Here is a 22,612-nt window from a genome sequence, read left to right as displayed (position 1 = left end):
AACGCGCGATGAAACCGACACTGCCCGCCCTGCTCCTGCTGCTTTTCGCCCTCCCGGCGCCGGCCGCCGACGTCAGCTATCCGCTGGACGCCCCGGCTCCCGACGGCCGCCGCGCTGGCGGCACCCTCACCCAGGACCGCCCGGCTCCGCCGCTGGCCACCGACGAGAACAAGGATATCCGGCGCGAGCGCAACTATCCCGAGCAGCCGCCGACCATCCCGCACACCATCGTCGGCTACCGCATCGATACCAACAGCAACAAGTGCCTGTCCTGCCACAGCCGCGCCAACAGCGCCCGGGTACAAGCGCCGATGATCAGCATCACCCACTACATGGATCGCGACGGCCAGCCACTGGCCGCCGTGGCGCCGCGACGCTATTTCTGCGTGCAGTGCCATGTCCCGCAGAAGGACGTGAAGCCGCTGGTGGGCAACACCTTCGAGGACATCGATACCATCCTGCAGCACGACGCGGCCGCTGGCACGTCGACCGGCAACCCCTGAGGAGGCGCCATGAAAGCTCTGTTCGCCTGGCTTTCGGGCTACTGGCGCGTCCTGCGCCGACCCAGCGTGCACTACAGCCTGGGCTTCCTGACGCTGGCCGGGTTCGTGGCCGGAATCATCTTCTGGGGCGGCTTCAACACCGCGCTGGAAGCGACCAACTCCGAAGCCTTCTGCACGTCCTGCCATGAGATGCGCGACAACGTTTTCGTCGAGCTCAAGGACACCATCCACTACAGCAACCGCTCCGGCGTGCGCGCCACCTGCCCGGACTGCCATGTGCCGCACCAGTGGACCGACAAGATCGCGCGCAAGATGCAGGCCTCCAAGGAGGTCTGGGGCAAGATCTTCGGCACCATCAACACCCGCGAGAAATTCCTCGACCATCGCCGCGAGCTGGCCGAGCACGAATGGGCGCGGCTCAAGGCCAACGACTCGCTGGAGTGCCGCAACTGCCACAACTTCCAGTTCATGGATTTCACCCGCCAGAGCCAGCGCGCGCGGCAGATGCACTCCACCGCTTTGGCCTCCGGCGCGGCGACCTGTATCGACTGCCACAAGGGTATCGCCCACCACCTGCCGGACATGAGCGGGGTGAAGGGCTGGCAGTGAGGTGGGCAGGCGTGGGCGCGTTTCCTGCCCGTGATGGGGCTGCTCTGCGGGAGCTTGGCTGCGTACCCCGCTCCAATGAGCGTAGGGCGCATAACGCGCCAGCGTTATCCGCCGCGAGGCCATCGGCGGATAACCCGTTCCGGGTTATCCGCCCTACGGTGTGATCGTGCCAGCTGACGCCATAGTTTCATCCTGCACCGAACAGCCCCCTCTCCCGCTTGCTGGAGAGGGGGCCGATAGTACCGGCTGATGCTGTAGTTTTCTCCTGCACCGATCGGTCCCCTCTCCCTTCGGAGCGGGGCGCGCAGCCAGGGCTAGGGTGAGGGACTCTTGATCCTGTAGGAACATCCTCCGCCCGCCATCAACCTGCCGCCCCCACCGAATCCGCAGGTTCGCGAGCAAGCTCGCTCCTACGAAAAGCCGCCCAGGCGCGAGGGTGAGACTGTAGGAGCGAGCTTGCTCGCGAACAGTACTCGCCGGCGAACATCAGCAGGAGACGTCACAGCCAAGAAAGCAGAGACCCCGGCAGACCGGGGCCTCTGTCTTGCGGGGCAAACAGGCAGTGTCGGCTAGCCGCCCCTGAGCGCCTTGAGAATCTTCTGCCCGGCGCGCCCGTCCGCCGGCGTCATACCGCGCTTGTTCTGCTCCTGCTGGATCGCCTTGCGCGTCACGTCGCCGATCATTCCGTCGGGCTGACCGATGTCATAGCCGCGCTTGATCAGCAACTCCTGCAGTTCCTTGCGCTGAGCACGGCTTAGGCCCGGATCATCGGTCGGCCAGGGCGTGCGCAGGCCCGGCTCGCCGCGCAGGCGGTCGGACAGCAGGGCGATGGCCAGCGCGTAGCTTTCCGCCGCGTTGTAGGAGTAGATCGCGTCGTAATTGCGCAGCACCAGGAAGGCCGGCCCGTTGGCGCCGGCCGGCAGCAGGATCGCTGCCTTGGAGTCGATGCTCGGGATCGGCTTGCCATCGATACGCGTCACACCGCGGCTGGTCCAGTCAGACAGCGCGCGGCGCTTGGTGCGCCCGGCCTGCGAGGCATCGAAGCCGGCCGGCAGTTTCACCTCGTAGCCCCAGGGCTGCCCTTCGCGCCAGCCGGCCTTGCGCAGGTAATTGGCAGTGGACGCCAGGGCGTCGGCGGTGCTGCCCACCAGGTCGCGGTGGCCGTCGCCGTCGAAGTCCTCGGCGATGCGCGCGTAGGTCGAGGGCATGAATTGCGTCTGGCCGAAGGCGCCGGCCCAGGAACCGGTGATGCCGCTGTCGCGGATATCGCCCTGCTGCAGCAGCTTGAGGGTGGCGAAGAACTCGCCCTGGAAAAACGACTGGCGCCGCCCGTAGCAGGACAGCGTCGACAGCGACACCAGCAGCGGGCGCTTGCCGGTGATGCGGCCGAAATCGCTCTCCACGCCCCACACCGCAACCACAGTCGCCGGGGCGACCTGGTAACGCGCTGCGATCTTGCGCAGCAACTCGGCGTGCTCGGCCATGCGCGCCTTGCCGTCGGCGACGCGCTGGTCATCCACCAGACCGGCCAGGTAATCCCAGATCGGCGTGGTGAACTCGGGCTGGAAATCGAGCAGCGGCAGCACGCTCAAATCCGGCTGCAGGCCCTTGGTGAACTGCGCGAAGCTGGCGGCGCTGACGCCCTTGGCCTGGGCGGCGCCCTGCAGGCGGTTCAGGCAGGCGCCGAAATCGTCGCCCGGCGCGGCCTGCGCCAGTGCCGCCGGCAGCAGCAGGGACAAGGCCAGGCAAGCGCGACGCGCGATGGAAGAAGTCTTCATTGGTGTCGAATGCTCAGATCGGTGAAGGTGGCGCGCCCGCCCTCGCTGGCGGGCCCGCGATTGTCCTGCAGGTAGAGCCCTGCCTTGAAGTACAGGCCCTGGTAGGCCCATTTCGTATCCAGTTGCTGGCTGACCTGGCCGCCTTCGACCTGCACGCTCAGCACCCCGCTGCTGGACACGCCCAGGCGGTAGGTAAAGGTATCGCCCAGCGGAATGCCTTCATAGACGGTATAGGTGCGCGTGGTGATGTCGTCGGGCCGATCGCGAACCAGCGCCTGTACCCGCGCCTTGTCCAGGCGCAGCTGGTAGACCAGCTTGACCAGCGGCAGGGCCTCGGCGCTGCCGCTGCCGTTGCTGTGGATCTGCCCGATCACCATGCGCCGGCTGGAGGGCACGGCCTCCACGCGCAGGGTCGCGACCATCAGGTTCTCCGCCAGCGGATAGCGCCAGGTGACCAGGCGGCCATCGGGCTTGGTCTCGCGCAGTTCGGTACGGGGATATTCGCTGCCGCTGGTATGGGCGCCGTTCACCGGCACCCAGAACACCACGCCATCGGCGCTGCGGCGGAAGTACGGGCTCTCGTAGTTACGGCCGAGTTTCGCCGTGGAAATGGTCGCGGCCGGGCCGCGTTGGGGAATGGTCAGATTCCAGGTGCTCAGGTCCAACATCGGCCTATCGCTTCGCGGGTCAGGACATGGTCGCAAGGGTAGACGAGGCTGTCGGACTTTTCACTCATCCGGCTATCTGAATATCGACCGACAGGTGCGCCCTTGAGCGGCTGCGGGCACACCTCGCGGGCGTTTTTCCCATCACCGGCTATCTTCTTGGATTCCGCCATCCGACATCGCCACGGCCAACGCCACGGAGAACCATCATGCGCCTGCTCACCGCCCTGCTGCTGTTCGCCTTCGCGGCCAGCGCTTCAGCTGCGATCAAGACCCAGGAAATCCCCTACGAATCTACTGACGGCACGAAGATGATCGGCTACTTCGCCTACGACGACGCCAAGTCCGGCATCCGTCCCGGCGTCATCGTCGTCCACGAATTCTGGGGCCTGAACGACTACGCGAAAAGCCGCGCGCGGCAGCTCGCCGAACTGGGCTACAGCGCCCTGGCCATCGACATGTACGGCGAGGGCAAGCACACCGACCACCCCAACGATGCCAAAGCCTTCATGGCCGAGGCGCTGAAGAATGCCGACGCCGCCAGGGCGCGTTTCCAGGCCGGGCTGGAGCTGCTGAAGAAACAGCCGCAGACCGACCCGAGCAAGATCGCCGCCATCGGTTACTGCTTCGGCGGCAAGGTGGTGCTGGACATGGCCCGCGCCGGGCTGCCGCTGGCCGGCGTGGCCAGTTTCCACGGCGTGCTGGCGACCGAGACACCGGCGCAGCCGGGGCAGATCAAGACGAAGATCCTGGTCGAGCACGGCGGCGCAGACACCCTGGTGCCGGCCGAGAGCGTTGCGGCATTCAAGACCGAAATGGACAACGCCAAGGCCGACTACAAGCTGGTGATCCAGCCCGGCGCCAAGCACAGCTTCACCAGCCCGGACGCCGACAAGCACAAGGGCCACGGCCTGGATGTGGGCTACGACAAGACCGCCGACCAGAAGTCCTGGGCGGACCTGCAGGCGTTCTTCAAGGAAATCTTCGACGTAAAACCCGACGCGTAATAAAACGCGGGCAATAAAAAACGGGAGCCCATTCGGGCTCCCGCACTCAATCAAGTGTCAAAGGTCAGAGCCCGCCTTGACGGCACTCCAACAACAACCTCACCTGCGTCCCCTTGGGAACGCGGCGCGCAGTGTGACAAAGCTTGTCGGACGAGTCCGTACGCCTTTGGTGAAGGTTTGCAAACGAATGTAAGTGCCGCGTGACTGGTGAGCCACGTTCTGGCGCGGCAGAATATTCCCATGACCTCCCTCCCCGATTTCTGCACCCCACTCGACGCCGATTGGCCCTTGCCCACGCCGCTGGCGGGCTGCCACTTGCGCAGTACCCGCTTCGACCGCCAGCGTTTGCAGGTTGACGACTTCTCCCTTAGCCGGGTCGAGGCGCCGGCCAACATCCAGCGCTCCGTCGCCAAGCGCCAGGCCGAATATTTGGCCGGGCGCATCTGTGCCCGCGCCGCCTTGCTGGCGGCAGGCTCGGCGGCCTGGGTGCCGGGCACGGACGATGAGCGCGCACCGATCTGGCCGGCGGGCTTCTGTGGCTCGATCACCCACGGCGACGGCTGGGCGGCGGCCATCGTCGCGCGAGACAGCCACTGGCGCGGGCTGGGCCTGGACGTGGAGACCCGCCTGGAAACCGCCCGTGCGGAACGGCTGGCCGGGGAAATCCTCACGCCGGATGAGCTGGCACGTCTGGATCCAAAGCAGGCGGCATTGCAGGTCACCCTCACCTTCTCCCTCAAGGAAAGCCTGTTCAAGGCGCTCTTCCCGCTGGTGCGCAAGCGCTTCTACTTCGAGCATGCCGAGCTGCTCAGTTGGTCCGCCGGAGGGCATGCGCGGCTGCGCCTGCTGACCGACCTGTCGGAGGAATGGCACCACGGCAAAGAGATCGCCGGGCAGTTCAGCCTGTTCGCTGATCGCCTGCTGAGCCTCGTCGCCATCCCCGCGATCAACGACAGCCAGCGAGCCGACTGAGAGCCAGGCGCTAATCTCCCGGAACGCGCCACCCTGCGCTTGCGTAGGGCGCATAACGCGCCAGCGTTATCCGCCCTACAGACTACGAAGAGCAGCCAGACTCAGCCCAGCAACGCCACCGACTTGATCTGCGCCCACACCGCCTGGCCGGTGTGCAGGCCGAGCTGGTCGTGGGAGTAACGGGTGATCCGTGCCAGCAGCGGCGTGCCGGCCACGTCCAGCTTCACCAGCAGGTGCGCCGGGTTGTCCGTCGGCACCATCTCGACAACGGTCGCTGGCAGCACGTTGAGGATGCTGCTGTGGGCCGCCGGTTCCAGGCTCAGGCTGACGTCCCGTGCCTGCACCTTGATGCGCAGCGCCCTGCTCTTTTCCATCGGCGCGTGGGCTAGGCGGATGTGCTGCTCGCAGTGCGGCAGCGCCAGGGTCAGCAGGCCGTAGTCGGCGTTGTGCCCCAGCACCCGGCCGTCGATCACTACGCCAGCGTCTTCCAGGTGGGAGATGGGCAAGTCGGTGCGCGCCAGGGTTTCCACCACCGGGCCGCTGGCGATGGCCTTGCCCTGGTCCAGCAGCACCAGGTGATCGGCCAGTCGCGCGACTTCATCCGGCGAGTGGCTGACGTAGAGAATCGGGATATCCAGCTCGTCGTGCAGGCGCTCCAGGTACGGCAGGATTTCCGCCTTGCGCTTGAGGTCCAGCGCCGCCAGCGGCTCGTCCATCAGCAGCAGGCGGGGGCTGGTCAGCAACGCGCGGGCCATGCCGACACGCTGGCGTTCGCCGCCGGAGAGGTGACCCGGCATGCGCTCCAGCAGATGACCGATGCCCAGCAGCTCGGTGGCCTGGTCCAGCTCGACTCGGTGCTGGTCGCGCGGCACGCGCTTCATGCCGTAGATGAGGTTGCGCTTCACCGACAGGTGTTCGAACAGATTGGCGTCCTGGAACACATAGCCCAGTGCCCGTTTGTGCGGCGGCAGGAATACGCCCGTTGCGCTGTCCTGCCAGACCTCGCCGTTCACCACCAGCCGGCCGAGCGGCGCACGCTCCAGACCCGCCACGCAGCGCAGGCAGGTGGTCTTGCCGGAGCCGGAATGGCCGAACAGCGCGCTCACGCCCTTGCCTGGCAGTTGCAGGTCGACGTCCAGGCTGAAGCCCGAATAGGCGATCTGGAAGCGGGCCTCGATGGCACGCGCGGAAAGCTCTGGCGACATGCCCACCTCAGGTCCAGGCCGAGCGGCTGCGGCGGCTCGCATAGAGCACCAGCAGGACGAAGAAGGAGAAGATCACCATGCCGCCGGCCAGCCAGTGCGCCTGGGCGTACTCCATGGCCTCGACGTGATCGAATATCTGCACCGACACCACGCGAGTCTTGCCCGGGATGTTGCCACCGATCATCAGCACCACGCCGAACTCGCCCACCGTGTGAGCGAAGCCGAGGATGCTGGCAGTGATGAAGCCCGGCCGCGCCAGCGGCAGGACCACGGAGAAGAAGGTATCCAGGGGGCTAGCGCGCAAGGTCGCGGCGGCCTCCAGCGGTTTGTTACCGATGACCTCGAAGGCGTTCTGCAACGGCTGCACCACGAAGGGCAGCGAATAGAACACCGAACCCACCACAAGCCCGGCGAAGGTGAACGGCAGACGCCCCAGCCCCAGGCTCTCGGTCGCCTGGCCGATGACGCCGTGGGGGCCCATGGTGATCAGCAGGTAGAAGCCGATCACCGTCGGCGGCAGCACCAGCGGCAGCGCCACCACCGCTCCCAACGGACCTTTCAGCCAGGAGCGGGTGCGCGACAGCCACCAGGCGATCGGCGTGCCAATCAGCAGGAGGATCAATGTGCTCAGGGCAGCCAGCTCGATGGTGAGCCGGATGGCCAGGAAATCCTCCTGCGTGAGGGGCATCGCGATTCCTTAAGGGCTTAGAGTTCGTAACCGTAGGACTTGATCACCGCAGCGGCCTTAGGCCCCTTCAGATACTCGACCAGCGCCTTGGCGGCGGCGCTGTCCTTGCCCTTGTTGAGGATCACGGCGTCCTGGCGGATCGGGTCATGCAGCTCGGCCGGGACGATCCAGGCGGAACCGCTGGTCACCTTGCCATCCTTGTAGATCTGCGACAACGCCACGAAGCCCAGCTCCGCGTTGCCGGTGGAGACGAACTGGAAGGCCTGGGTGATGTTCTGGCCTTCGACGATCTTGCCGGCAACCTTGTCTTTCAAGCCGAGCTTGTCGATCACCTGGGTGGCGGCCAGGCCGTAAGGAGCGGCTTTCGGGTTGGCGATGGACAGGTGCTGGTACTCGTTCTTCTTCAGCACCTCGCCCCTGGCATCGACATAGCCCTCCTTCGCCGACCACAGCGCCAGGGTGCCCACGGCATAAGTGAAGCGCGAACCGGGGACGATTTCCTTCTCCGCTTCGAGCTTCTTCGGCGTGCTGTCGTCGGCGGCGAGGAAGACCTCGAACGGCGCGCCGTTCTTGATCTGGGTGTAGAACTGGCCGGTGGCGCCGTAAACTGCGACCAGCTTGTGGCCTGTGTCCTGCTCGAAGTCCTTGGCGATCGCCTGGATCGGCGCGGTGAAGTTGGCAGCGACGGCGACCTGCACTTCATCGGCCACGGCCGCGTGCAGGGTGAAGCAGGCAGCGACCAGCAGGGACAAGCTTGCGAGGCGGTGTTTCATCGTGAGCTCCAGTGAGTGTTGTTCTCAAGCGTCGACCCGGCCGATGAATCGCCTGTACGCTCGCTATAACCAAAATTACATAACGACCGAGGCGACTCTGCAATACCCCTCATGGGATAGCAATATCAGTGCGAGGAATCCGTACGGAGCAGGAGCGCCATGGGAGGGCGAATGCCTGGAAGCATTCTGCATTTCCTGACCAAAAGGTCAAATATCGTCATCAACCTTCAGCGCCTGGCGGCGTGGCCACATCAGCGTGAAGCACGCGCCACCCAGCACCTCGCTTTTGGCGATCTGTGCGCGGCCGCCGTGCCAGTGGATGATCCGCCGCACGATGGACAGCCCGAGCCCATGCCCGCCAGTAACCCGCGCGCGGCTGTCGTCGGCTCGGAAGAACGGCTGGAACAGCCGGTGCCACTGCGATTGCGGCACGCCGGGGCCGTCGTCTTCCACGTCCACCTGGCAGCGGTCCACGCTCACCCGGTAACTGATCCGCACCCGCCCTTCGGCGTAGCGCAGCGCGTTGGTCATCAGGTTCTGCAGCGCGCGATGCAGGTAACGCGGCTCGGCCTCGATCCAGCTGCCCTGGTCGAACGGCACCAGCGCACCCGCCTCACAGGTGACGGTGATTTCCCGACGCAGCGGGGCGATCTCCGACACCACCTGCTCCACCAGCGCGCCCAGCTCGATCCGCTGGTAGCTCAGCGCCGGCGAGCCCTGCTCCAGCCGCGCGTAGGTGAGCATCTCGTCCACCAGTTGGTCGAGGTCCTGGATGTCGCCATCCATGCCTTCCATGTACTTGCGCCGGGCCTTGTCGGTCTCCGCGGACTCGATCATCTCCAACCCGAAGCGCAGCCTCGCCACCGGCGTGCGCAGCTCGTGGGACACCGCGCGCACCAGTTCGCGCTGCACCGTCAGCAACAGGTGCAGCTGTTCAGCCATGTGGTTGAAGGCCCCGGCGAGGCGCCCCACCGAGTCCGCGCCGCGCACTTCCACGCGGGTATCCAGGCTGCCGCGGGCGATGCGCGTGGCGGCGGATTCGAGGCCGCGCAGGCGTTGCTCCAAGCCACTGATCAGTAGGTACAGCGTCAGGCCGATCAGCGTCAGCGCGACGACCACGATGATCGTCAGCAGCTGCGGCGGGTACGGGTTCATCTGGTAGATCGGCCCCAGCTCCAGCACCCAGGGAGTGTCGAGGATGCCCGAGAGCACGCGGATCGAATCGCCGCCCTTGCCCAGCGCCATCACCGTGTCGCCCTCCTCCACACGACGGCTCTGGTCGTCGTCCAGATCGACTTCCTTCAGACGCAGCAGGTGCACCTCGAAGCCGAAACGCTTGTCGCGGACGATGCGCGCCAGGTGATAGGGCTGCTCGCTGGCCGGGTAGCGCTTGAGCTCGTCCATCAGCAGGTAGATGGTGGCGCGCGCCAGCTGCTCGCTGACCTGCTCCACCTCGCCGGTGAGGACCAGCCCTTCCGCTGCGCTCACCTGGGTCATCACCTTCACTTCATGGGGCGCACCGGCCTGCACCAGCACCTGGTCGTTCATCAGCCGCGCCCGGCTGCGCCCTTCCATGCCCAGCGCGTCCAGGCTGGTGAGCTTCAGCGGGATGCCCAGCAGGCGGCTCCACTGGCTCAGCGCACGCTTGCGGTCCACCTCGCTCATGGGCAGCAACTCATCCGCCATCAGGCGGAAGGTGCCGCGCGCCAGGTCCTCGCGGTAGCGCTCACCACGCACGTCGTTGACCAGGTGCAACGTCAAAACCGCCAGCGCGGCGACCGCCACCAGGGTCAACAGCATGCCGCCGTAGATGCGCAGGAAGATGGATTTCATTGAGGGCTGTTCCGGGGTGACACGGTGCAGGCTGGGAGCACCCTCACCCTAGCCCTCTCCCAGAGGGAGAGGGGACTGTGCGGAGTACGCGTGAAGATTGGCGCCCTGCTCGAATGGCTCGGCTGGCATCGATCACGACAGGACAACACCGAATCGGCAGCTCGCACGGACGGCCCCCTCTCCCCCTGGGAGAGGGTTGGGGTGAGGGCAGGCCCGAGCAACGGACTCACCCTGCCTCCTCCGAGTTGAGCAACCCGTAGTTGTCCAGGCTGAGGAACGCACCGTCCTTCACCTCGCACTCGCGGCGCCGGCCTTCCAGCGTGAACCCCTGGCGCAGCAGCAGGCGGCCGCTGGCAAGGTTCTCCGTTTCCACCTCGGCCTCGATGCGGTGCACGTTCATTTCTCGGAAGGCGTGGCGGAAGATCAGCGGCAGGCATTCGCTCATCACACCCTGCCCCCAATGCTCAGGCAGCAACCAGTAGCCCAGCTCCAGGCGGCGATGTTCCTGCTGCCAGTTGTTGAAGCCGCAGCCGCCGAGGATGTCCTCGGGGGCGTTCGGCCGGCAGATCGCCCACCAGATGCCGCTGCTTTCCTTATAGATGCGCTCGAACCATTCCATCTGCTCGCGGGTGGCTTCCAGCGTCGCGTAGGAGACGCCGTAGTAGCGGATCACCTCGGGATGCGACAGCGCGCGGAACACCGCCGGCTGGTCAGCATCGGTGAAAGCCCGCAGGCGGAAGCGTTCGCCGTGCAGCTCAGGGAACGGTGGCACGGCGCTCACGGCTCAGAGTTCCCCGACGAACAGGTAGCCCTTGCTGCGCACCGTCTTGATCAGGCGCGGGTGCATCGGGTCGTCGCCGATCTTCGGACGGATGCGCGAGATGCGAACGTCGATGGAGCGGTCCTGGCCGTCGTACTCGATGCCGCGCAGGGAATTGAAGATTTCCTCTCGGGAGAGAATGCGTCCAGCGTTGGCCGCCAGCAGCCAGAGCAAGTCGAACTCGGCGCTGGTCAGCTCGATGGTCTGCTCGTCCAACCAGGCCTCGCGCATGGCGTTGTCGATCACCAGCTTGCCGAAGGTCAGGCGCTTGCCGCTCACCGCCGGCGCAGCTTCGGCCGGCTCACTGCGGCGCAGCAGGGCGCGGATCCGCGCCAGCAGCACGCGCGGGCGCACCGGTTTGCACACGTAGTCGTCGGCGCCCATCTCCAGGCCCTGCACCTGGTCCATGTCGTCGGTGCGCGCGGTGAGCATCAGGATCGGCCCGTCGTAGTCCGGACGCAGGCGCTTGCAGATGGACAGCCCATCCTCACCCGGCAGCATCAGGTCGAGCACCACCAGGTCCGGCCGCTCGGCCAGTACACGCTCCACCGCCTTGCCGCCATGGGACTCGATGGACACCGCCAGGCCGTTGCTCTCCAGGTAATCCTGGGTCAACTCGGCCAGTCGCTGGTCGTCCTCGACGATGAGAATGCGCGCTTCTTGTTCCACCTTGCCTCCTGATGCGCCATGAGCGAGCACGGGCCCCCTTACTATAGAGAGCCCGCAAAAGCGGCCGGCATTGTAGCCAGATTGCCAGCGCTGCCGCACGCAAACGGCGTAAACAGGCATTGCGCGAAAAGGTCAAGGGCTGCTGCCCCAGAAACACTACATATTGTGGTAGTGTTCCTCTCCGCGCAGCGCCTCCCACGCGTGTGAAAAATCTGTCGCCGACCACGACGAACGGTGAAAGGCAGACAGCATCAGGGATAGCGCGAGTTACCCCGCTTCACACACATTCCATGCACATTTTATCCACAGCTTTTCCCCGCCTCCCCGCCTTGCAAACACCCCCATAGCGCATTATCTTGTATCCCCGTTGCGGTATACCCCTACATCTTGGGGTTGCAGCAGCGAACCGGACACAAGAAGAAAGTCGAAATCCCGAGCCTGTTCCACGGCTCCTCCGGTTCCACCACAACGTATTCCAGACGTACTGATGTGCCAGGCGGTCCCGCCCGCAAGGAGCGATTCATGTCGATGGAAATGCGGTACGGGTGTTGCAACGTAACGTTCAACACCACTAGGTATTGTGGTCCCGGCCCGTAAAGCCGGCACCCGAGTTGGGCCAGGGAGGCGCTTCGGGTCATTCCCCCTGTTCCAGAAGAATTCCCGCTTGCGGCTGCATCCGCGAGCTACCGCTCTTTTTGCTCTTTATTTCGCAACGGCGCCCCGGCGTCAGCAACACACCAAATTACGAGAACGTGGAGACAACCACCCATGCAAATCGACACCACTCGCGAGAACCCGCAGGCCAACGCGCCGCAGGCCGCCGAATCCGCTCAGGATCTGGCTGCCACTGCGCCCGGCCAGCTGCGCGTGATCAAGCGCAACGGCACCGTAGTTCCCTACACCGATGACAAGATCACCGTAGCCATCACCAAGGCGTTCCTCGCCGTGGAAGGCGGCACCGCCGCCGCCTCGTCGCGCATCCATGAGACCGTGCGCCGCCTGACCGAACAGGTCACCGCGACCTTCAAGCGCCGCATGCCCTCCGGTGGCACCATCCACATCGAAGAAATCCAGGACCAGGTCGAACTGTCCCTGATGCGCGCCGGCGAGCAGAAAGTCGCCCGCGACTACGTGATCTACCGCGAAGCCCGTGCCAATGAGCGCAAGACCGCCGGCGTCGCCAGCGACATCGCCCAGCCGCACCCGAGCATCCGCATCACCAAGGCCGACGGCAGCACCCAGCCGCTGGACATGGGCCGCCTGCAAACCATCATCCGCGAAGCCTGCGAAGGCCTGGCCGAAGTCGATGGCGCCCTGATCGAACGCGAAACCCTGAAGAACCTGTACGACGGCGTCGCCGAGAAGGACGTCAACACCGCCCTGGTGATGACTGCCCGTACCCTGGTCGAGCGCGAGCCGAACTACTCCTACGTCACCGCCCGCCTGCTGATGGACACCCTGCGCGCCGAAGCCCTGGGCTTCCTGGGCGTCGCCGAGAGCGCCACTCACCACGAGATGGCTGACCTCTACGCACAGGCCCTGGTTGCCTATGTAGAGAAAGGCTCCGAGTTCGAGCTGATCGACAGCAAACTCAAGGGCTACGACCTGGCCAAACTGGGCGCCGCGATCAACCACGAGCGCGACCAGCAGTTCACCTACCTCGGCCTGCAGACCCTGTACGACCGCTACTTCATCCACAAGGACGGCATCCGTTTCGAACTGCCGCAGGTCTTCTTCATGCGCGTGGCCATGGGCCTGGCCATCGAAGAGAAAGACCGTGAAGCTCGCGCCATCGAGTTCTACAACCTGCTCTCCTCGTTCGACTACATGTCGTCGACCCCGACCCTGTTCAACGCCGGCACCCTGCGTCCGCAGCTCTCCAGCTGCTACCTGACCACCGTTCCGGACGACCTGTCGGGCATCTACAACGCCATCCACGACAACGCCATGCTGTCCAAATTCGCAGGCGGCCTGGGCAACGACTGGACTCCGGTCCGCGCGCTGGGCTCCTACATCAAGGGCACCAACGGCAAGTCCCAGGGCGTGGTTCCGTTCCTCAAAGTGGTGAACGACACCGCCGTCGCCGTCAACCAGGGTGGCAAGCGCAAGGGCGCCGTCTGCGCCTACCTGGAAACCTGGCACCTGGACATCGAGGAATTCCTCGAGCTGCGTAAGAACACCGGTGACGACCGTCGCCGCACCCACGACATGAATACCGCGAACTGGATTCCGGACCTGTTCATGAAGCGCGTCTTCGACGACGGCAAGTGGACCCTGTTCTCCCCGTCCGAAGTTCCGGACCTGCACGATCTGACCGGCAAGGCCTTCGAAGAGCGCTACGAGTATTACGAAGCCCTGACCGAGTACAACAAGATCAAGGTGTTCAAGGTCGTCCAGGCCAAAGACCTGTGGCGCAAGATGCTCTCCATGCTCTTCGAGACCGGCCACCCGTGGCTGACCTTCAAGGACCCGTGCAACCTGCGCAGCCCGCAGCAGCACGTGGGCGTGGTCCACAGCTCGAACCTGTGCACCGAGATCACCCTGAACACCAACAAGGACGAGATCGCGGTCTGCAACCTGGGCTCGATCAACCTGGTCAACCACATCGTCGACGGCAAGCTGGACACCGCCAAGCTCGAGAAGACCGTGAAGACCGCCGTGCGCATGCTCGATAACGTTATCGACATCAACTACTACTCGGTCCCGCAGGCTCGCAACTCGAACCTCAAGCACCGCCCGGTTGGCCTGGGCATCATGGGCTTCCAGGACGCGCTGTACCTGCAGCACATCGCCTACGGTTCGGACGCTGCCATCGAGTTCGCCGACAAGTCCATGGAAGCGGTGAGCTACTTCGCCATCCAGGCTTCCTGTGACCTGGCCGACGAGCGTGGCGCCTACGAGACCTTCGAAGGCTCCCTGTGGTCCAAAGGCATCCTGCCCCTGGACTCCCAGCAGATCCTCATCGAAGCCCGTGGCCAGAAGTACATCGACGTCGACCTGACCGAATCCCTCGACTGGGCTCCGGTACGTGCCCGCGTACAGAAAGGCATCCGTAACTCGAACATCATGGCCATCGCGCCGACCGCGACCATCGCCAACATCACCGGCGTATCGCAGTCCATCGAGCCGACCTACCAGAACCTGTACGTGAAATCGAACCTCTCCGGCGAGTTCACCGTGATCAACCCCTACCTGGTTCGCGACCTGAAAGTGCGCGGCCTGTGGGACCCGGTCATGGTCAACGACCTGAAGTACTACGACGGCTCCGTGCAGCAGATCGAGCGCATCCCGCAAGACCTGAAAGACCTGTACGCCACCGCCTTCGAAGTCGAGACCAAGTGGATCGTCGACGCCGCCAGCCGCCGCCAGAAGTGGATCGATCAGGCCCAGTCCCTGAACCTCTACATCGCCGGCGCCTCGGGCAAGAAGCTGGACGTGACCTACCGCATGGCCTGGTTCCGTGGTCTGAAGACCACCTACTACCTCCGTGCACTGGCCGCTACCAGCACCGAGAAGTCCACCATCAACACCGGCAAGCTCAACGCCGTGTCGGCCGGTGGCAACGAAGGCCTGCAAGCCGCTGCTGCCGAGCCGCAGCCGGCTCCGGTTCCGCAAGCCTGCAGCATCGACAATCCTGATTGCGAAGCCTGCCAATAAGGGGGTAAGCGGTCCTCGGAACGGTCCGCGCGTCGTTGCCCGGCAGGTCGGCCCCCATCACGTACAGTCGTACGCTCAGGGGCTCCGACCTACCAGGCGCCTAGCGCGGCCTCGCTCCGAGGCACCGCCAGAACTCCGCAGCTTCAAAGTCCCCTCTCCCTTCGGAGCGGGGCGCGAAGCCAGGGTTAGCGAGAGGGGCTCTTCAAGGCCCCTCAGCCCGACCGAACAACAGCCTCCTCCGCCGCGCACCGCGCAGGACGGAAGACGCACAAGCTCTTAGCGTGCACCACACGCCACCAGACATCAGGCCGCCCTAGAACGGCCATCCAGAACAGGAGAGGACCCATGCTGAGCTGGGACGAATTCGACAAAGAAGACGCCACCGAAGCCAAGGCCGCCCCGGCCGTCGCCCAGGCCGCTGCGCAGAACGCTGACAAACTCGACGCCGACGCCGCCGGCTCCGTCGAAGAAGCGCGCGCTGTATCCGCCGACGACTCCGACGCCGTCGCCCGCGCCAAGCAGGCCCTCGACGCCCTGGACATCCAGGAAGGCCTGGACGATCTCGAAGGCTCTGCCGCCCGCGTACAAGTCGGCGACAAGCAGATGATCAACGCCCGCGCCGACCTCAACCAGCTCGTACCCTTCAAGTACGACTGGGCCTGGCAGAAGTATCTGGATGGTTGCGCCAACCACTGGATGCCCCAGGAAGTGAACATGAACGCCGACATTGCCCTGTGGAAGAGCAAGGACGGCCTCAGCGAAGACGAGCGCCGAATCGTCATGCGCAACCTCGGCTTCTTCTCCACCGCCGACTCCCTGGTCGCCAACAACCTGGTGCTGGCCGTCTACCGCCTGATCACCAACCCCGAGTGCCGCCAGTACATCCTGCGCCAGGCCTTCGAGGAAGCGATCCACACCCACGCCTACCAGTACTGCATCGAGTCGCTGGGCATGGACGAGGGCGAAATCTTCAACATGTACCACGAGATCCCGAGCGTCGCGAAGAAAGCGTCCTGGGGCCTGAAGTACACCCGCTCGATCTCCGATCCGAAGTTCGAAACCGGAACGCCTGAGACCGACCGCCAGTTCCTGCGCAACCTGATCGCCTACTACTGCGTTCTGGAAGGCATCTTCTTCTACTGCGGCTTCACCCAGATCCTCTCCATGGGCCGCCGCAACAAGATGACCGGCACCGCCGAGCAGTTCCAGTACATCCTGCGCGACGAATCCATGCACCTGAACTTCGGCATCGACGTGATCAACCAGATCAAGATCGAAAACCCGCACCTGTGGGATGCCCAGATGAAGGACGAGGCCACCCAGATGATCCTCCAGGGCACCCAGCTGGAGATCGAATACGCTCGCGACACCATGCCGCGCGGCGTGCTGGGCATGAACGCGGCGATGATGGAGGACTACCTCAAGTTCATCGCCAACCGCCGCCTGACCCAGATCGGCCTCAAAGAGGAATACCCGGGCACCAGCAACCCGTTCCCGTGGATGAGCGAAATCATGGACTTGAAGAAAGAGAAGAACTTCTTCGAGACCCGCGTGATCGAGTACCAGACCGGCGGCGCGCTGAGCTGGGACTGACGGAAGTAGTAGCACCACCGCAAGTCAAGACCATTAGAAACGCTGTAACCCGAAATGGAATGTTGGGGCAGTGATTAGAAAGCGAAGAGCCCCGCCTAGTGCGGGGCTTTTTGTTATCTTTAATATGAAACGAAAATACGGCACCCAGCTCTAGACTCACCGAATTTTAACACCCACAATCAAGACAAGCGCGCAAAGTCCAGAATAATTTAGCGAGAAACAAAATGGATAGAGATGCACTAATAACTGTTGCGGAAGATTTGGAATATCTTTTCCAATGGGGTCCAGAAATATCTAACGCAGAGATACGTAGAGGTTCGGCGGTCCTTAGAAGATTATTAGTGGAAAACGCATACGGTAACGCCTGGAGAGCTATAGGCGAACCAGCTCAACCTACCGCAATTGCAGTCGATCTCTCGGCATTATTAGGAAACGACAAGGACAAAGTAATTTACGCACTGGCAGGAGGGGCAAATTTTCGGGGAATCTACTCCGCATGTTCAATTCTAAACAAAGGCTCCACCCCTGTAGGAAATAATCCACCCCCTCCTATTCGTGAAAACGGATATCCTTTCGACAGAAAATTTACCATAACCGAATTACTCTCATCCTTATCCGGAGTAGTAGACGGGAAGGAGTTCAATAGAAGAGAAGTTATAAAATATATAGCCAACATAAAGGGAGGAGTGCATTTAACTACAAAAGAGCGAAAGACCGAAGAAAAACTAATTTCTCGACTAGGGAAAATAGAGAAAAAAATACTACACCACAACACAGATGGGCTTCTCGTCGAATTAGTTGCAATAGCACAGGCCATTGGAAATTCCGAAGACGCAAAAAATCTTATAAAGCGCATCCTATCTATACAAGAAAATTGAGCTCATCCCAAGTTCTGCCCTACGCAGAGGCTGAAATTCCTGTAGGGCGAATAACGCCCCGCGTTATCCGCCGAATCCCCAAGGTACCCTCCAGACTCCAACCGAGCTCGGAGGGACCCAATGCCAAACTACCGACGCGCCTGGGTGCGGGGTGGCACCTACTTCTTCACGGTCACGCTACGTGACCGCCGCTCCAGTCTCCTGACCCAGGAAATCAATCTGCTGCGCCGCGTCATCGCCCAGGCCAAACGCAATCACCCTTTCCAGATCGATGCCTGGATCGTGCTGCCCGAACACATGCACTGCCTGTGGACGCTACCACCGGGCGACGCTGATTTCGCCACGCGCTGGAAGGTCATCAAATCCGGTTTCGCGCGGCGCATTCCCCATGGAGAGCCACGGAGCATCGAGCAACAGATGCGTAGCCAGCGCGGCATCTGGCAGCCGCGCTATTGGGAACATCTGATCCGTGATGAAACGGACTACCAGCGGCACTTCGACTACATCCACATCAACCCGGTGAAACATGGGTTGGTGACGGCGGTGAAGGATTGGCCGTATTCCACCTTTCGCCGGGCGGTTGCCGAGGGCATTTACACCGAAGACTGGGCGGGGGATGTGTCGCTGGATGTGCGGGCGGCGGAGGTACGCCATGTCTGAAGAGTTCCTGATCCCCACCGAATTCATCCGCCACAAGCGCCTGCTACGCGCAGTGCTGCTGGAGGGCCAGTGCTGGTTCTGCGCCCACGACCTGAGCCGGCTGATCGGCGCTCCGTGGTTGGCCGAACGCGTGGAGCGCAACCTGAACGACGACCAATTCCGCCGCGCCCGGGTGGGCGATGGCAGCGGCGATTACGTCAATGAACTACTCCTCAGCGAGTCCGCGGTGTATGCGGCGCTGATCCTGTATTTCCACCCGGAGAACCGCAGCATCCGTCAATGGTTGTCCCTGCATGTGATTCCGGCGTTGCGGGACCCGCATCGGGTGGATTCCGGCAAGCCGAGACGCGAGGTCCTGCGAGGGACGACGACGTTGCCGGTATTGAAGTGGCAGGGCGTGGCCTGGGTGCCATACCAGAGTTGGCCCGAGCTGAGCCTCGGGCCGAAGAGCATGACGTAGGATGGTGTGGAGCGGAGCAATACCCATCGCTCTGCTTCCCCTCCGGTGCTCGGTATTCCCCAGTAGGAGCACCATGCAAACTCGCAACGCCAAAAACCGGAGCCCCCAAAGGAGGCTCCGGTTTTCATTTCAGCAACCGCTTACTTGCCAGCAGCAAACGCGTTGTAGCTGGTCATCAGGTTCCGGTAATCCGGAATGTGGTTCGAGCACAGCGCCGCCAGCCCTTCGATATCGTTGCGCCAGTCGCGGTGCAACTCACAGGCCACGCCGAACCAGGTCATCAGCTGCGCACCGGCCGCTTCCATCCGGCGCCAGGCGGCGTCGCGGGTCATCTCGTTAAAGGTGCCGGACGCATCCGCCACCACGAACACATCGAAACCTTCCGCCAGCGCCGACAGCGCCGGGAACGCCACGCAAACCTCGGTTACCACGCCGGCGATGATCAGTTGCTTCTTGCCGGTGGCCTTCACTGCCTTCACGAAGTCTTCGTTGTCCCAGGCGTTGATCTGGCCGGGACGGGCGATGTACGGCGCGTCCGGGAACTGTGCCTTCAGCTCGGGAACCAGCGGGCCGTTGGGGCCGGTTTCGAAGCTGGTGGTGAGGATGGTCGGCAGGTTGAAGAATTTGGCAAGGTCACCCAGCGCCAGCACGTTGTTCTTGAACTTGTCCGGATCGATGTCGCGGACCAGCGAGAGCAGACCAGCCTGGTGGTCGACCAGCAGTACGGCGGCGTTGTCTTTGTCCAGGCGGTTGTAGGTGGCGTTGGTCATGGTGAAATCCTCGATTTGCTTTCAGTGGGTGCCGGCTGGGCCGGAAGGTTTGGACTCGTTTGCAGTGCGTCACTGCATGGAACAAAGATTAAATTCGACACCCTTGATCCACCAGATGGCAAAATTCACTTCTAGCGTTCCATTTTCAGAACGATAACAAGACACCCCGCAAACCCACGGCTCCCAGGGGCTGCGCCGCTGAGCAAACGCCGACGATCACTCCAAGCACCGCCCCAGAGCCCCCGATTTCACGTCCTTCAGAAATCAGCCTACCAACGATCATCCAGGCCTTTACAAGAAATACTGTATTTACATACAGTATTTCCATCCACCCCGAACCGGAGGCCTCCCATGCACGCCGCAACCTACAACCAGCTGTCCGCCCGCGTGAACGCCCTGCTGGCAGACCCGACCACCCTGAAGAACCTCGGCATCACCCTGCGCCGTGAACCCAGCGACGACTCCGCCGCCTGGAGCCAACTGGTCACCGACCTGCGCCAGGCACCCAACCTGACCCTACTGCCCCTGCAGGACGGCGCGATCCGTTTGGCGTGGCATAGCTGGCTGGATTGAATGGGGATCACGCAGCAGGCCACGTCCGACGTGCACTCCGTCGGCTGCCAAAGCGCAACGCCACTACGCTTCTACGCTCACCTCTGAGGGTATTGCAGTGGAGCGACGCGTGATGAATCTCGACGACGATTTCAACCTCAGTGATTTCAACTTCGATGACCTGAACAGTGACGAACTCAGCCTGGTTCCCATGGAACCCGCCGCTGTGCCTATTGCGGCGATGCCGGCCAAGCCCAAGGCCAAGTTCCAGATCGACACCCGCCACAACGAGCGCCGTTGCAGCGCCGATCGACGACAAACCATTCGCTTCGAAGAGGACCGCCGCAAGGGCGACCGTCGCGGCAGCAGCGTCAGCGATCCCTGGGCGAAGACAGTCGACTTCTGAGCGTCGGCAGCGCCAGATGATTTGCCGGGGCTCGGGCTGAGCTGCTAGAAAGCGGTATCGCATTCAGATTTCCGATACCGCCATGAACGACAGTGATAAACCGAATACCCGCCTCTTCGACCTCGACCTGCTCCGCGCTATCGTCACGGTGGCCGATTGCGGCAGTTTCACCACGGCCGCCACACGTCTGCATTCGACCCAATCTACCGTCAGCCAGAAGATCCGCCGGCTGGAGGAGATGGCCGGGCGTCGCCTGCTCGAGCGCGGCAACCGCGATGTGCTGCCCACCGATGCCGGCGACACGCTGCTGGGCTACGCCCGGCGTCTGCTGGCATTGAATGATGAGATGGTCGAGGCGCTTTCCGGCGCCACCGTGGCGCTGACGGTGCGCATCGGTGTGCCGGACGACTTCGCCACCGGGCGCACTACCGAGCAACTGGCTGCGTTCAACCGCCGCTATCCGCAGGTGAAGCTGGAAGTCACCAGCGGGCTGAGCCGTGATCTGTCCGCCAGCTATGACCGCGGCGAGCTGGACCTGGTGCTGCTCAAGCAGCGGCAGAACGCCCGCGAGGCGGTGGCCTGCTGGCCGGAGAAGACGCGTTGGGTGGATAGCGCGAAGAACGCCTGCATCGAACTGGACCCGCTGCCCATCGTCACCTTCCCACCGCGCGGGGTGTATCGCGACGAGATGATCGCCGCCCTGGAGTCCATCGGCCGGCGCTGGCATATCAGTTTCACCAGTTCGAGCCTGTCCGGCATCCAGTCGGCCATCGCCGACGGCATGGGCATCGGCCTGCTGCCACAGCGCGCGGTAACGACGGAGCACGCCGTGCTGCCGAAGAATATCGGGCTACCCTCGGTGGACGTGTTCGAGGTGGCGATGCTGCACCGGCCGGCGGTGGACCCGATGGTAAAGGAACTGGCGCGGGTGCTGGCGCGGGTTCTGGCGCAGGACACGAAAGGCTGAGCGCCACCGTCGTAGCATTCAATAATTGAATACAGCGGATTCCAACATTTAATTTGTGCATGAACACGCCGCTGGATATCGTGGTTTCCAGCGACGGCCAGCGCACCGACAGCGCGCCGCTCTGCACCAATTGCTCACCACGGCGCCGCACGCGCCGGGCAGCAAGACAACAATGAGGAATTACCCCATGGCCAAATCCACTTATTACGCGCCGCACGGCGGGCACCCGGCACAGACCGAGCTGCTCACCGACCGCGCCATGTTCACCGAAGCCTATGCCGTGATCCCCAAGGGCGTGATGCGTGACATCGTCACCAGCCACCTGCCCTTCTGGGACAACATGCGCATGTGGGTCATCGCCCGCCCGCTGTCGGGCTTCGCCGAGACTTTCTCGCAGTACATCGTCGAGCTCGCGCCCCAGGGCGGCAGCGACAAGCCCGAGCAGGACATCAACGCCGAAGCGGTGCTGTTCATCGTCGAAGGCGAGTTGACCCTGACCCTCCAGGGTGAAGTGCACAAGATGCAGCCGGGCGGCTATGCGTTCATTCCGCCGGGCGCCGACTACAAGGTGCGCAACACCAGCGGCCAGCACACCCGCTTCCACTGGATCCGCAAGCACTACCAGAAAGTCGACGGCGTACCGCTGCCCGAAGCCTTCGTCACCAACGAGCAGGACATCGAGCCGAAGGTGATGCCGGACACCGAAGGCCGCTGGAGCACCACCCGCTTCGTCGATATGGCCGACATGCGCCACGACATGCACGTGAACATCGTGAACTTCGAGCCGGGCGGCGTGATTCCGTTCGCCGAGACCCACGTGATGGAGCACGGCCTGTACGTGCTGGAAGGCAAGGCGGTGTACCGCCTGAACCAGGACTGGGTCGAAGTGGAAGCCGGCGACTTCATGTGGCTGCGCGCGTTCTGCCCGCAAGCCTGCTACTCCGGTGGACCCGGTCGCTTCCGCTACCTGCTGTACAAGGATGTGAACCGTCACATGCGCCTGACCCTGAACCAGCCGCACTGAGTGGCAGGTCAGCCGGGAACTGACTCCGGTTCCCGCAGCTACACACGAAAGACCGGCGCCCAGGCGCCGGTTTTTCTTTTGCGCGTCGCCCGTAGCGTGACCGGTCTCGCGTGGCAAGCATGG

22 protein-coding genes are annotated in these 22,612 nt (G+C 63.5%); 13 read left to right on the top strand and 9 right to left on the bottom strand.

Annotation, left to right across the window (positions count from 1 at the left end):
* Window positions 1–8: 8 nt before the first annotated feature.
* Together IB274_RS11595 and IB274_RS11590 are read left to right on the top strand one after the other, a co-directional pair.
* Entirely contained in the window at window positions 9–503 is a 495-nt protein-coding gene (locus tag IB274_RS11595; protein WP_192432053.1) for a nitrate reductase cytochrome c-type subunit, read from the top strand.
* 9 nt (window positions 504–512) lie between these two features.
* Window positions 513–1,112 (top strand): cytochrome c3 family protein, encoded by a 600-nt coding sequence (locus tag IB274_RS11590; RefSeq protein WP_192432052.1) that lies wholly within the window; start codon window positions 513–515, stop codon window positions 1,110–1,112.
* A 569-nt stretch (window positions 1,113–1,681) separates the two neighbouring features.
* Here IB274_RS11590 and IB274_RS11585 read toward each other — a convergent pair.
* Window positions 1,682–2,890, bottom strand: coding sequence for a lytic murein transglycosylase (locus tag IB274_RS11585; RefSeq protein ID WP_192432051.1), 1,209 nt, complete (start codon window positions 2,888–2,890; stop codon window positions 1,682–1,684).
* Window positions 2,887–3,558 (bottom strand): polysaccharide lyase family 7 protein, encoded by a 672-nt coding sequence (locus tag IB274_RS11580; RefSeq protein WP_192432050.1) that lies wholly within the window; start codon window positions 3,556–3,558, stop codon window positions 2,887–2,889. The genes IB274_RS11585 and IB274_RS11580 overlap by 4 nt, the downstream gene beginning before the upstream one ends.
* Window positions 3,559–3,764: 206 nt before the next feature.
* Between IB274_RS11580 and IB274_RS11575 the strand changes: the two genes are divergently transcribed.
* Complete coding sequence (locus IB274_RS11575; RefSeq protein WP_192432048.1) at window positions 3,765–4,562, top strand: dienelactone hydrolase family protein; 798 nt, start codon at window positions 3,765–3,767, stop codon at window positions 4,560–4,562.
* Between the two features lie 240 nt (window positions 4,563–4,802).
* Entirely contained in the window at window positions 4,803–5,534 is a 732-nt protein-coding gene (locus tag IB274_RS11570; RefSeq protein ID WP_192432046.1) for a 4'-phosphopantetheinyl transferase family protein, read from the top strand.
* A 101-nt stretch (window positions 5,535–5,635) separates the two neighbouring features.
* Here IB274_RS11570 and modC read toward each other — a convergent pair whose 3' ends face one another.
* The 6 genes from modC to IB274_RS11540 all read right to left on the bottom strand — a co-directional run bounded on the left by modC (window position 5,636) and on the right by IB274_RS11540 (window position 11,522).
* Window positions 5,636–6,739, bottom strand: a complete 1,104-nt coding sequence (modC, locus tag IB274_RS11565; protein ID WP_192432045.1) for a molybdenum ABC transporter ATP-binding protein — start codon at window positions 6,737–6,739, stop codon at window positions 5,636–5,638.
* 7 nt (window positions 6,740–6,746) lie between these two features.
* Window positions 6,747–7,433, bottom strand: coding sequence for a molybdate ABC transporter permease subunit (gene modB / locus IB274_RS11560; protein ID WP_192432160.1), 687 nt, complete (start codon window positions 7,431–7,433; stop codon window positions 6,747–6,749).
* A gap of 11 nt (window positions 7,434–7,444) precedes the next feature.
* Window positions 7,445–8,200 (bottom strand): molybdate ABC transporter substrate-binding protein, encoded by a 756-nt coding sequence (gene modA / locus IB274_RS11555; RefSeq protein ID WP_192432043.1) that lies wholly within the window; start codon window positions 8,198–8,200, stop codon window positions 7,445–7,447.
* A gap of 207 nt (window positions 8,201–8,407) precedes the next feature.
* Window positions 8,408–10,033: an ATP-binding protein gene (locus IB274_RS11550; protein WP_225614808.1), complete on the bottom strand. Its 1,626-nt coding sequence runs from the start codon at window positions 10,031–10,033 to the stop codon at window positions 8,408–8,410.
* A gap of 226 nt (window positions 10,034–10,259) precedes the next feature.
* Window positions 10,260–10,814 (bottom strand): GNAT family N-acetyltransferase, encoded by a 555-nt coding sequence (locus tag IB274_RS11545; RefSeq protein ID WP_192432041.1) that lies wholly within the window; start codon window positions 10,812–10,814, stop codon window positions 10,260–10,262.
* Between the two features lie 3 nt (window positions 10,815–10,817).
* On the bottom strand, window positions 10,818–11,522 hold the full coding sequence (locus IB274_RS11540; protein ID WP_192432039.1) for a response regulator: 705 nt from the start codon (window positions 11,520–11,522) through the stop codon (window positions 10,818–10,820).
* A 768-nt stretch (window positions 11,523–12,290) separates the two neighbouring features.
* Between IB274_RS11540 and IB274_RS11535 the strand changes: the two genes are divergently transcribed.
* From IB274_RS11535 to IB274_RS11515, 5 genes are all read left to right on the top strand, one after another.
* Window positions 12,291–15,179: a ribonucleoside-diphosphate reductase subunit alpha gene (locus IB274_RS11535; protein WP_192432038.1), complete on the top strand. Its 2,889-nt coding sequence runs from the start codon at window positions 12,291–12,293 to the stop codon at window positions 15,177–15,179.
* A 345-nt stretch (window positions 15,180–15,524) separates the two neighbouring features.
* A complete protein-coding gene (locus IB274_RS11530) occupies window positions 15,525–16,772 on the top strand; it encodes a ribonucleotide-diphosphate reductase subunit beta (protein ID WP_081518061.1) in 1,248 nt (415 codons plus the stop codon).
* A 224-nt stretch (window positions 16,773–16,996) separates the two neighbouring features.
* Complete coding sequence (locus tag IB274_RS11525) at window positions 16,997–17,650, top strand: hypothetical protein (protein ID WP_192432037.1); 654 nt, start codon at window positions 16,997–16,999, stop codon at window positions 17,648–17,650.
* Window positions 17,651–17,770: 120 nt separating this feature from the next.
* A complete protein-coding gene (locus tag IB274_RS11520; RefSeq protein WP_192432036.1) occupies window positions 17,771–18,310 on the top strand; it encodes an REP-associated tyrosine transposase in 540 nt (179 codons plus the stop codon).
* Window positions 18,303–18,770, top strand: coding sequence for a phage antirepressor (locus IB274_RS11515; protein ID WP_192432035.1), 468 nt, complete (start codon window positions 18,303–18,305; stop codon window positions 18,768–18,770). Before IB274_RS11520 ends, IB274_RS11515 begins: the two co-directional genes overlap by 8 nt.
* Before the next feature lie 140 nt (window positions 18,771–18,910).
* Here IB274_RS11515 and ycaC read toward each other — a convergent pair whose 3' ends face one another.
* Window positions 18,911–19,540 (bottom strand): isochorismate family cysteine hydrolase YcaC, encoded by a 630-nt coding sequence (gene ycaC / locus IB274_RS11510; RefSeq protein ID WP_192289130.1) that lies wholly within the window; start codon window positions 19,538–19,540, stop codon window positions 18,911–18,913.
* 351 nt (window positions 19,541–19,891) lie between these two features.
* Between ycaC and IB274_RS11505 the strand changes: the two genes are divergently transcribed.
* The 4 genes from IB274_RS11505 to IB274_RS11490 all read left to right on the top strand — a co-directional run bounded on the left by IB274_RS11505 (window position 19,892) and on the right by IB274_RS11490 (window position 22,489).
* Complete coding sequence (locus tag IB274_RS11505) at window positions 19,892–20,113, top strand: DUF1654 domain-containing protein (protein ID WP_024763117.1); 222 nt, start codon at window positions 19,892–19,894, stop codon at window positions 20,111–20,113.
* A gap of 112 nt (window positions 20,114–20,225) precedes the next feature.
* The gene (locus IB274_RS11500) at window positions 20,226–20,498 is read left to right on the top strand and encodes a hypothetical protein (protein ID WP_192432034.1); all 273 of its coding nucleotides are present in this window, start codon (window positions 20,226–20,228) and stop codon (window positions 20,496–20,498) included.
* An 82-nt stretch (window positions 20,499–20,580) separates the two neighbouring features.
* Window positions 20,581–21,465, top strand: coding sequence for a LysR family transcriptional regulator (locus IB274_RS11495; protein ID WP_192432033.1), 885 nt, complete (start codon window positions 20,581–20,583; stop codon window positions 21,463–21,465).
* A 187-nt stretch (window positions 21,466–21,652) separates the two neighbouring features.
* A complete protein-coding gene (locus tag IB274_RS11490) occupies window positions 21,653–22,489 on the top strand; it encodes a bifunctional allantoicase/(S)-ureidoglycine aminohydrolase (protein ID WP_192432032.1) in 837 nt (278 codons plus the stop codon).
* The last annotated feature ends 123 nt before the right edge of the window (window positions 22,490–22,612 follow it).

Origin of the sequence: Pseudomonas sp. PDM18 (assembly GCF_014852585.1) — a bacterium.
In the GTDB taxonomy this organism is placed as follows: Bacteria; Pseudomonadota; Gammaproteobacteria; order Pseudomonadales; family Pseudomonadaceae; genus Pseudomonas.
The sequence above is the reverse complement of the archived record's forward strand: the minus strand, read 5'-3'. Positions and strand labels throughout refer to the sequence as shown.

Bases quoted from the DNA above. Each gene is read 5' to 3' on its own strand.
- IB274_RS11570 (WP_192432046.1), top strand. From the start codon at position 4,803: ATGACCTCCCTCCCCGATTTCTGCACCCCACTCGACGCCGATTGGCCC.
- IB274_RS11505 (WP_024763117.1), top strand. From the start codon at position 19,892: ATGCACGCCGCAACCTACAACCAGCTGTCCGCCCGCGTGAACGCCCTG.
- IB274_RS11575 (WP_192432048.1), top strand. From the start codon at position 3,765: ATGCGCCTGCTCACCGCCCTGCTGCTGTTCGCCTTCGCGGCCAGCGCT.
- IB274_RS11490 (WP_192432032.1), top strand. From the start codon at position 21,653: ATGGCCAAATCCACTTATTACGCGCCGCACGGCGGGCACCCGGCACAG.
- IB274_RS11495 (WP_192432033.1), top strand. From the start codon at position 20,581: ATGAACGACAGTGATAAACCGAATACCCGCCTCTTCGACCTCGACCTG.
- IB274_RS11525 (WP_192432037.1), top strand. From the start codon at position 16,997: ATGGATAGAGATGCACTAATAACTGTTGCGGAAGATTTGGAATATCTT.
- IB274_RS11595 (WP_192432053.1), top strand. From the start codon at position 9: ATGAAACCGACACTGCCCGCCCTGCTCCTGCTGCTTTTCGCCCTCCCG.
- IB274_RS11515 (WP_192432035.1), top strand. From the start codon at position 18,303: ATGTCTGAAGAGTTCCTGATCCCCACCGAATTCATCCGCCACAAGCGC.
- IB274_RS11580 (WP_192432050.1), bottom strand. From the start codon at position 3,558: ATGTTGGACCTGAGCACCTGGAATCTGACCATTCCCCAACGCGGCCCG.
- IB274_RS11530 (WP_081518061.1), top strand. From the start codon at position 15,525: ATGCTGAGCTGGGACGAATTCGACAAAGAAGACGCCACCGAAGCCAAG.
- modC (WP_192432045.1), bottom strand. From the start codon at position 6,739: ATGTCGCCAGAGCTTTCCGCGCGTGCCATCGAGGCCCGCTTCCAGATC.
- IB274_RS11520 (WP_192432036.1), top strand. From the start codon at position 17,771: ATGCCAAACTACCGACGCGCCTGGGTGCGGGGTGGCACCTACTTCTTC.
- IB274_RS11535 (WP_192432038.1), top strand. From the start codon at position 12,291: ATGCAAATCGACACCACTCGCGAGAACCCGCAGGCCAACGCGCCGCAG.
- IB274_RS11550 (WP_225614808.1), bottom strand. From the start codon at position 10,033: ATGAAATCCATCTTCCTGCGCATCTACGGCGGCATGCTGTTGACCCTG.
- IB274_RS11590 (WP_192432052.1), top strand. From the start codon at position 513: ATGAAAGCTCTGTTCGCCTGGCTTTCGGGCTACTGGCGCGTCCTGCGC.
- IB274_RS11500 (WP_192432034.1), top strand. From the start codon at position 20,226: ATGAATCTCGACGACGATTTCAACCTCAGTGATTTCAACTTCGATGAC.
- modA (WP_192432043.1), bottom strand. From the start codon at position 8,200: ATGAAACACCGCCTCGCAAGCTTGTCCCTGCTGGTCGCTGCCTGCTTC.
- ycaC (WP_192289130.1), bottom strand. From the start codon at position 19,540: ATGACCAACGCCACCTACAACCGCCTGGACAAAGACAACGCCGCCGTA.
- IB274_RS11585 (WP_192432051.1), bottom strand. From the start codon at position 2,890: ATGAAGACTTCTTCCATCGCGCGTCGCGCTTGCCTGGCCTTGTCCCTG.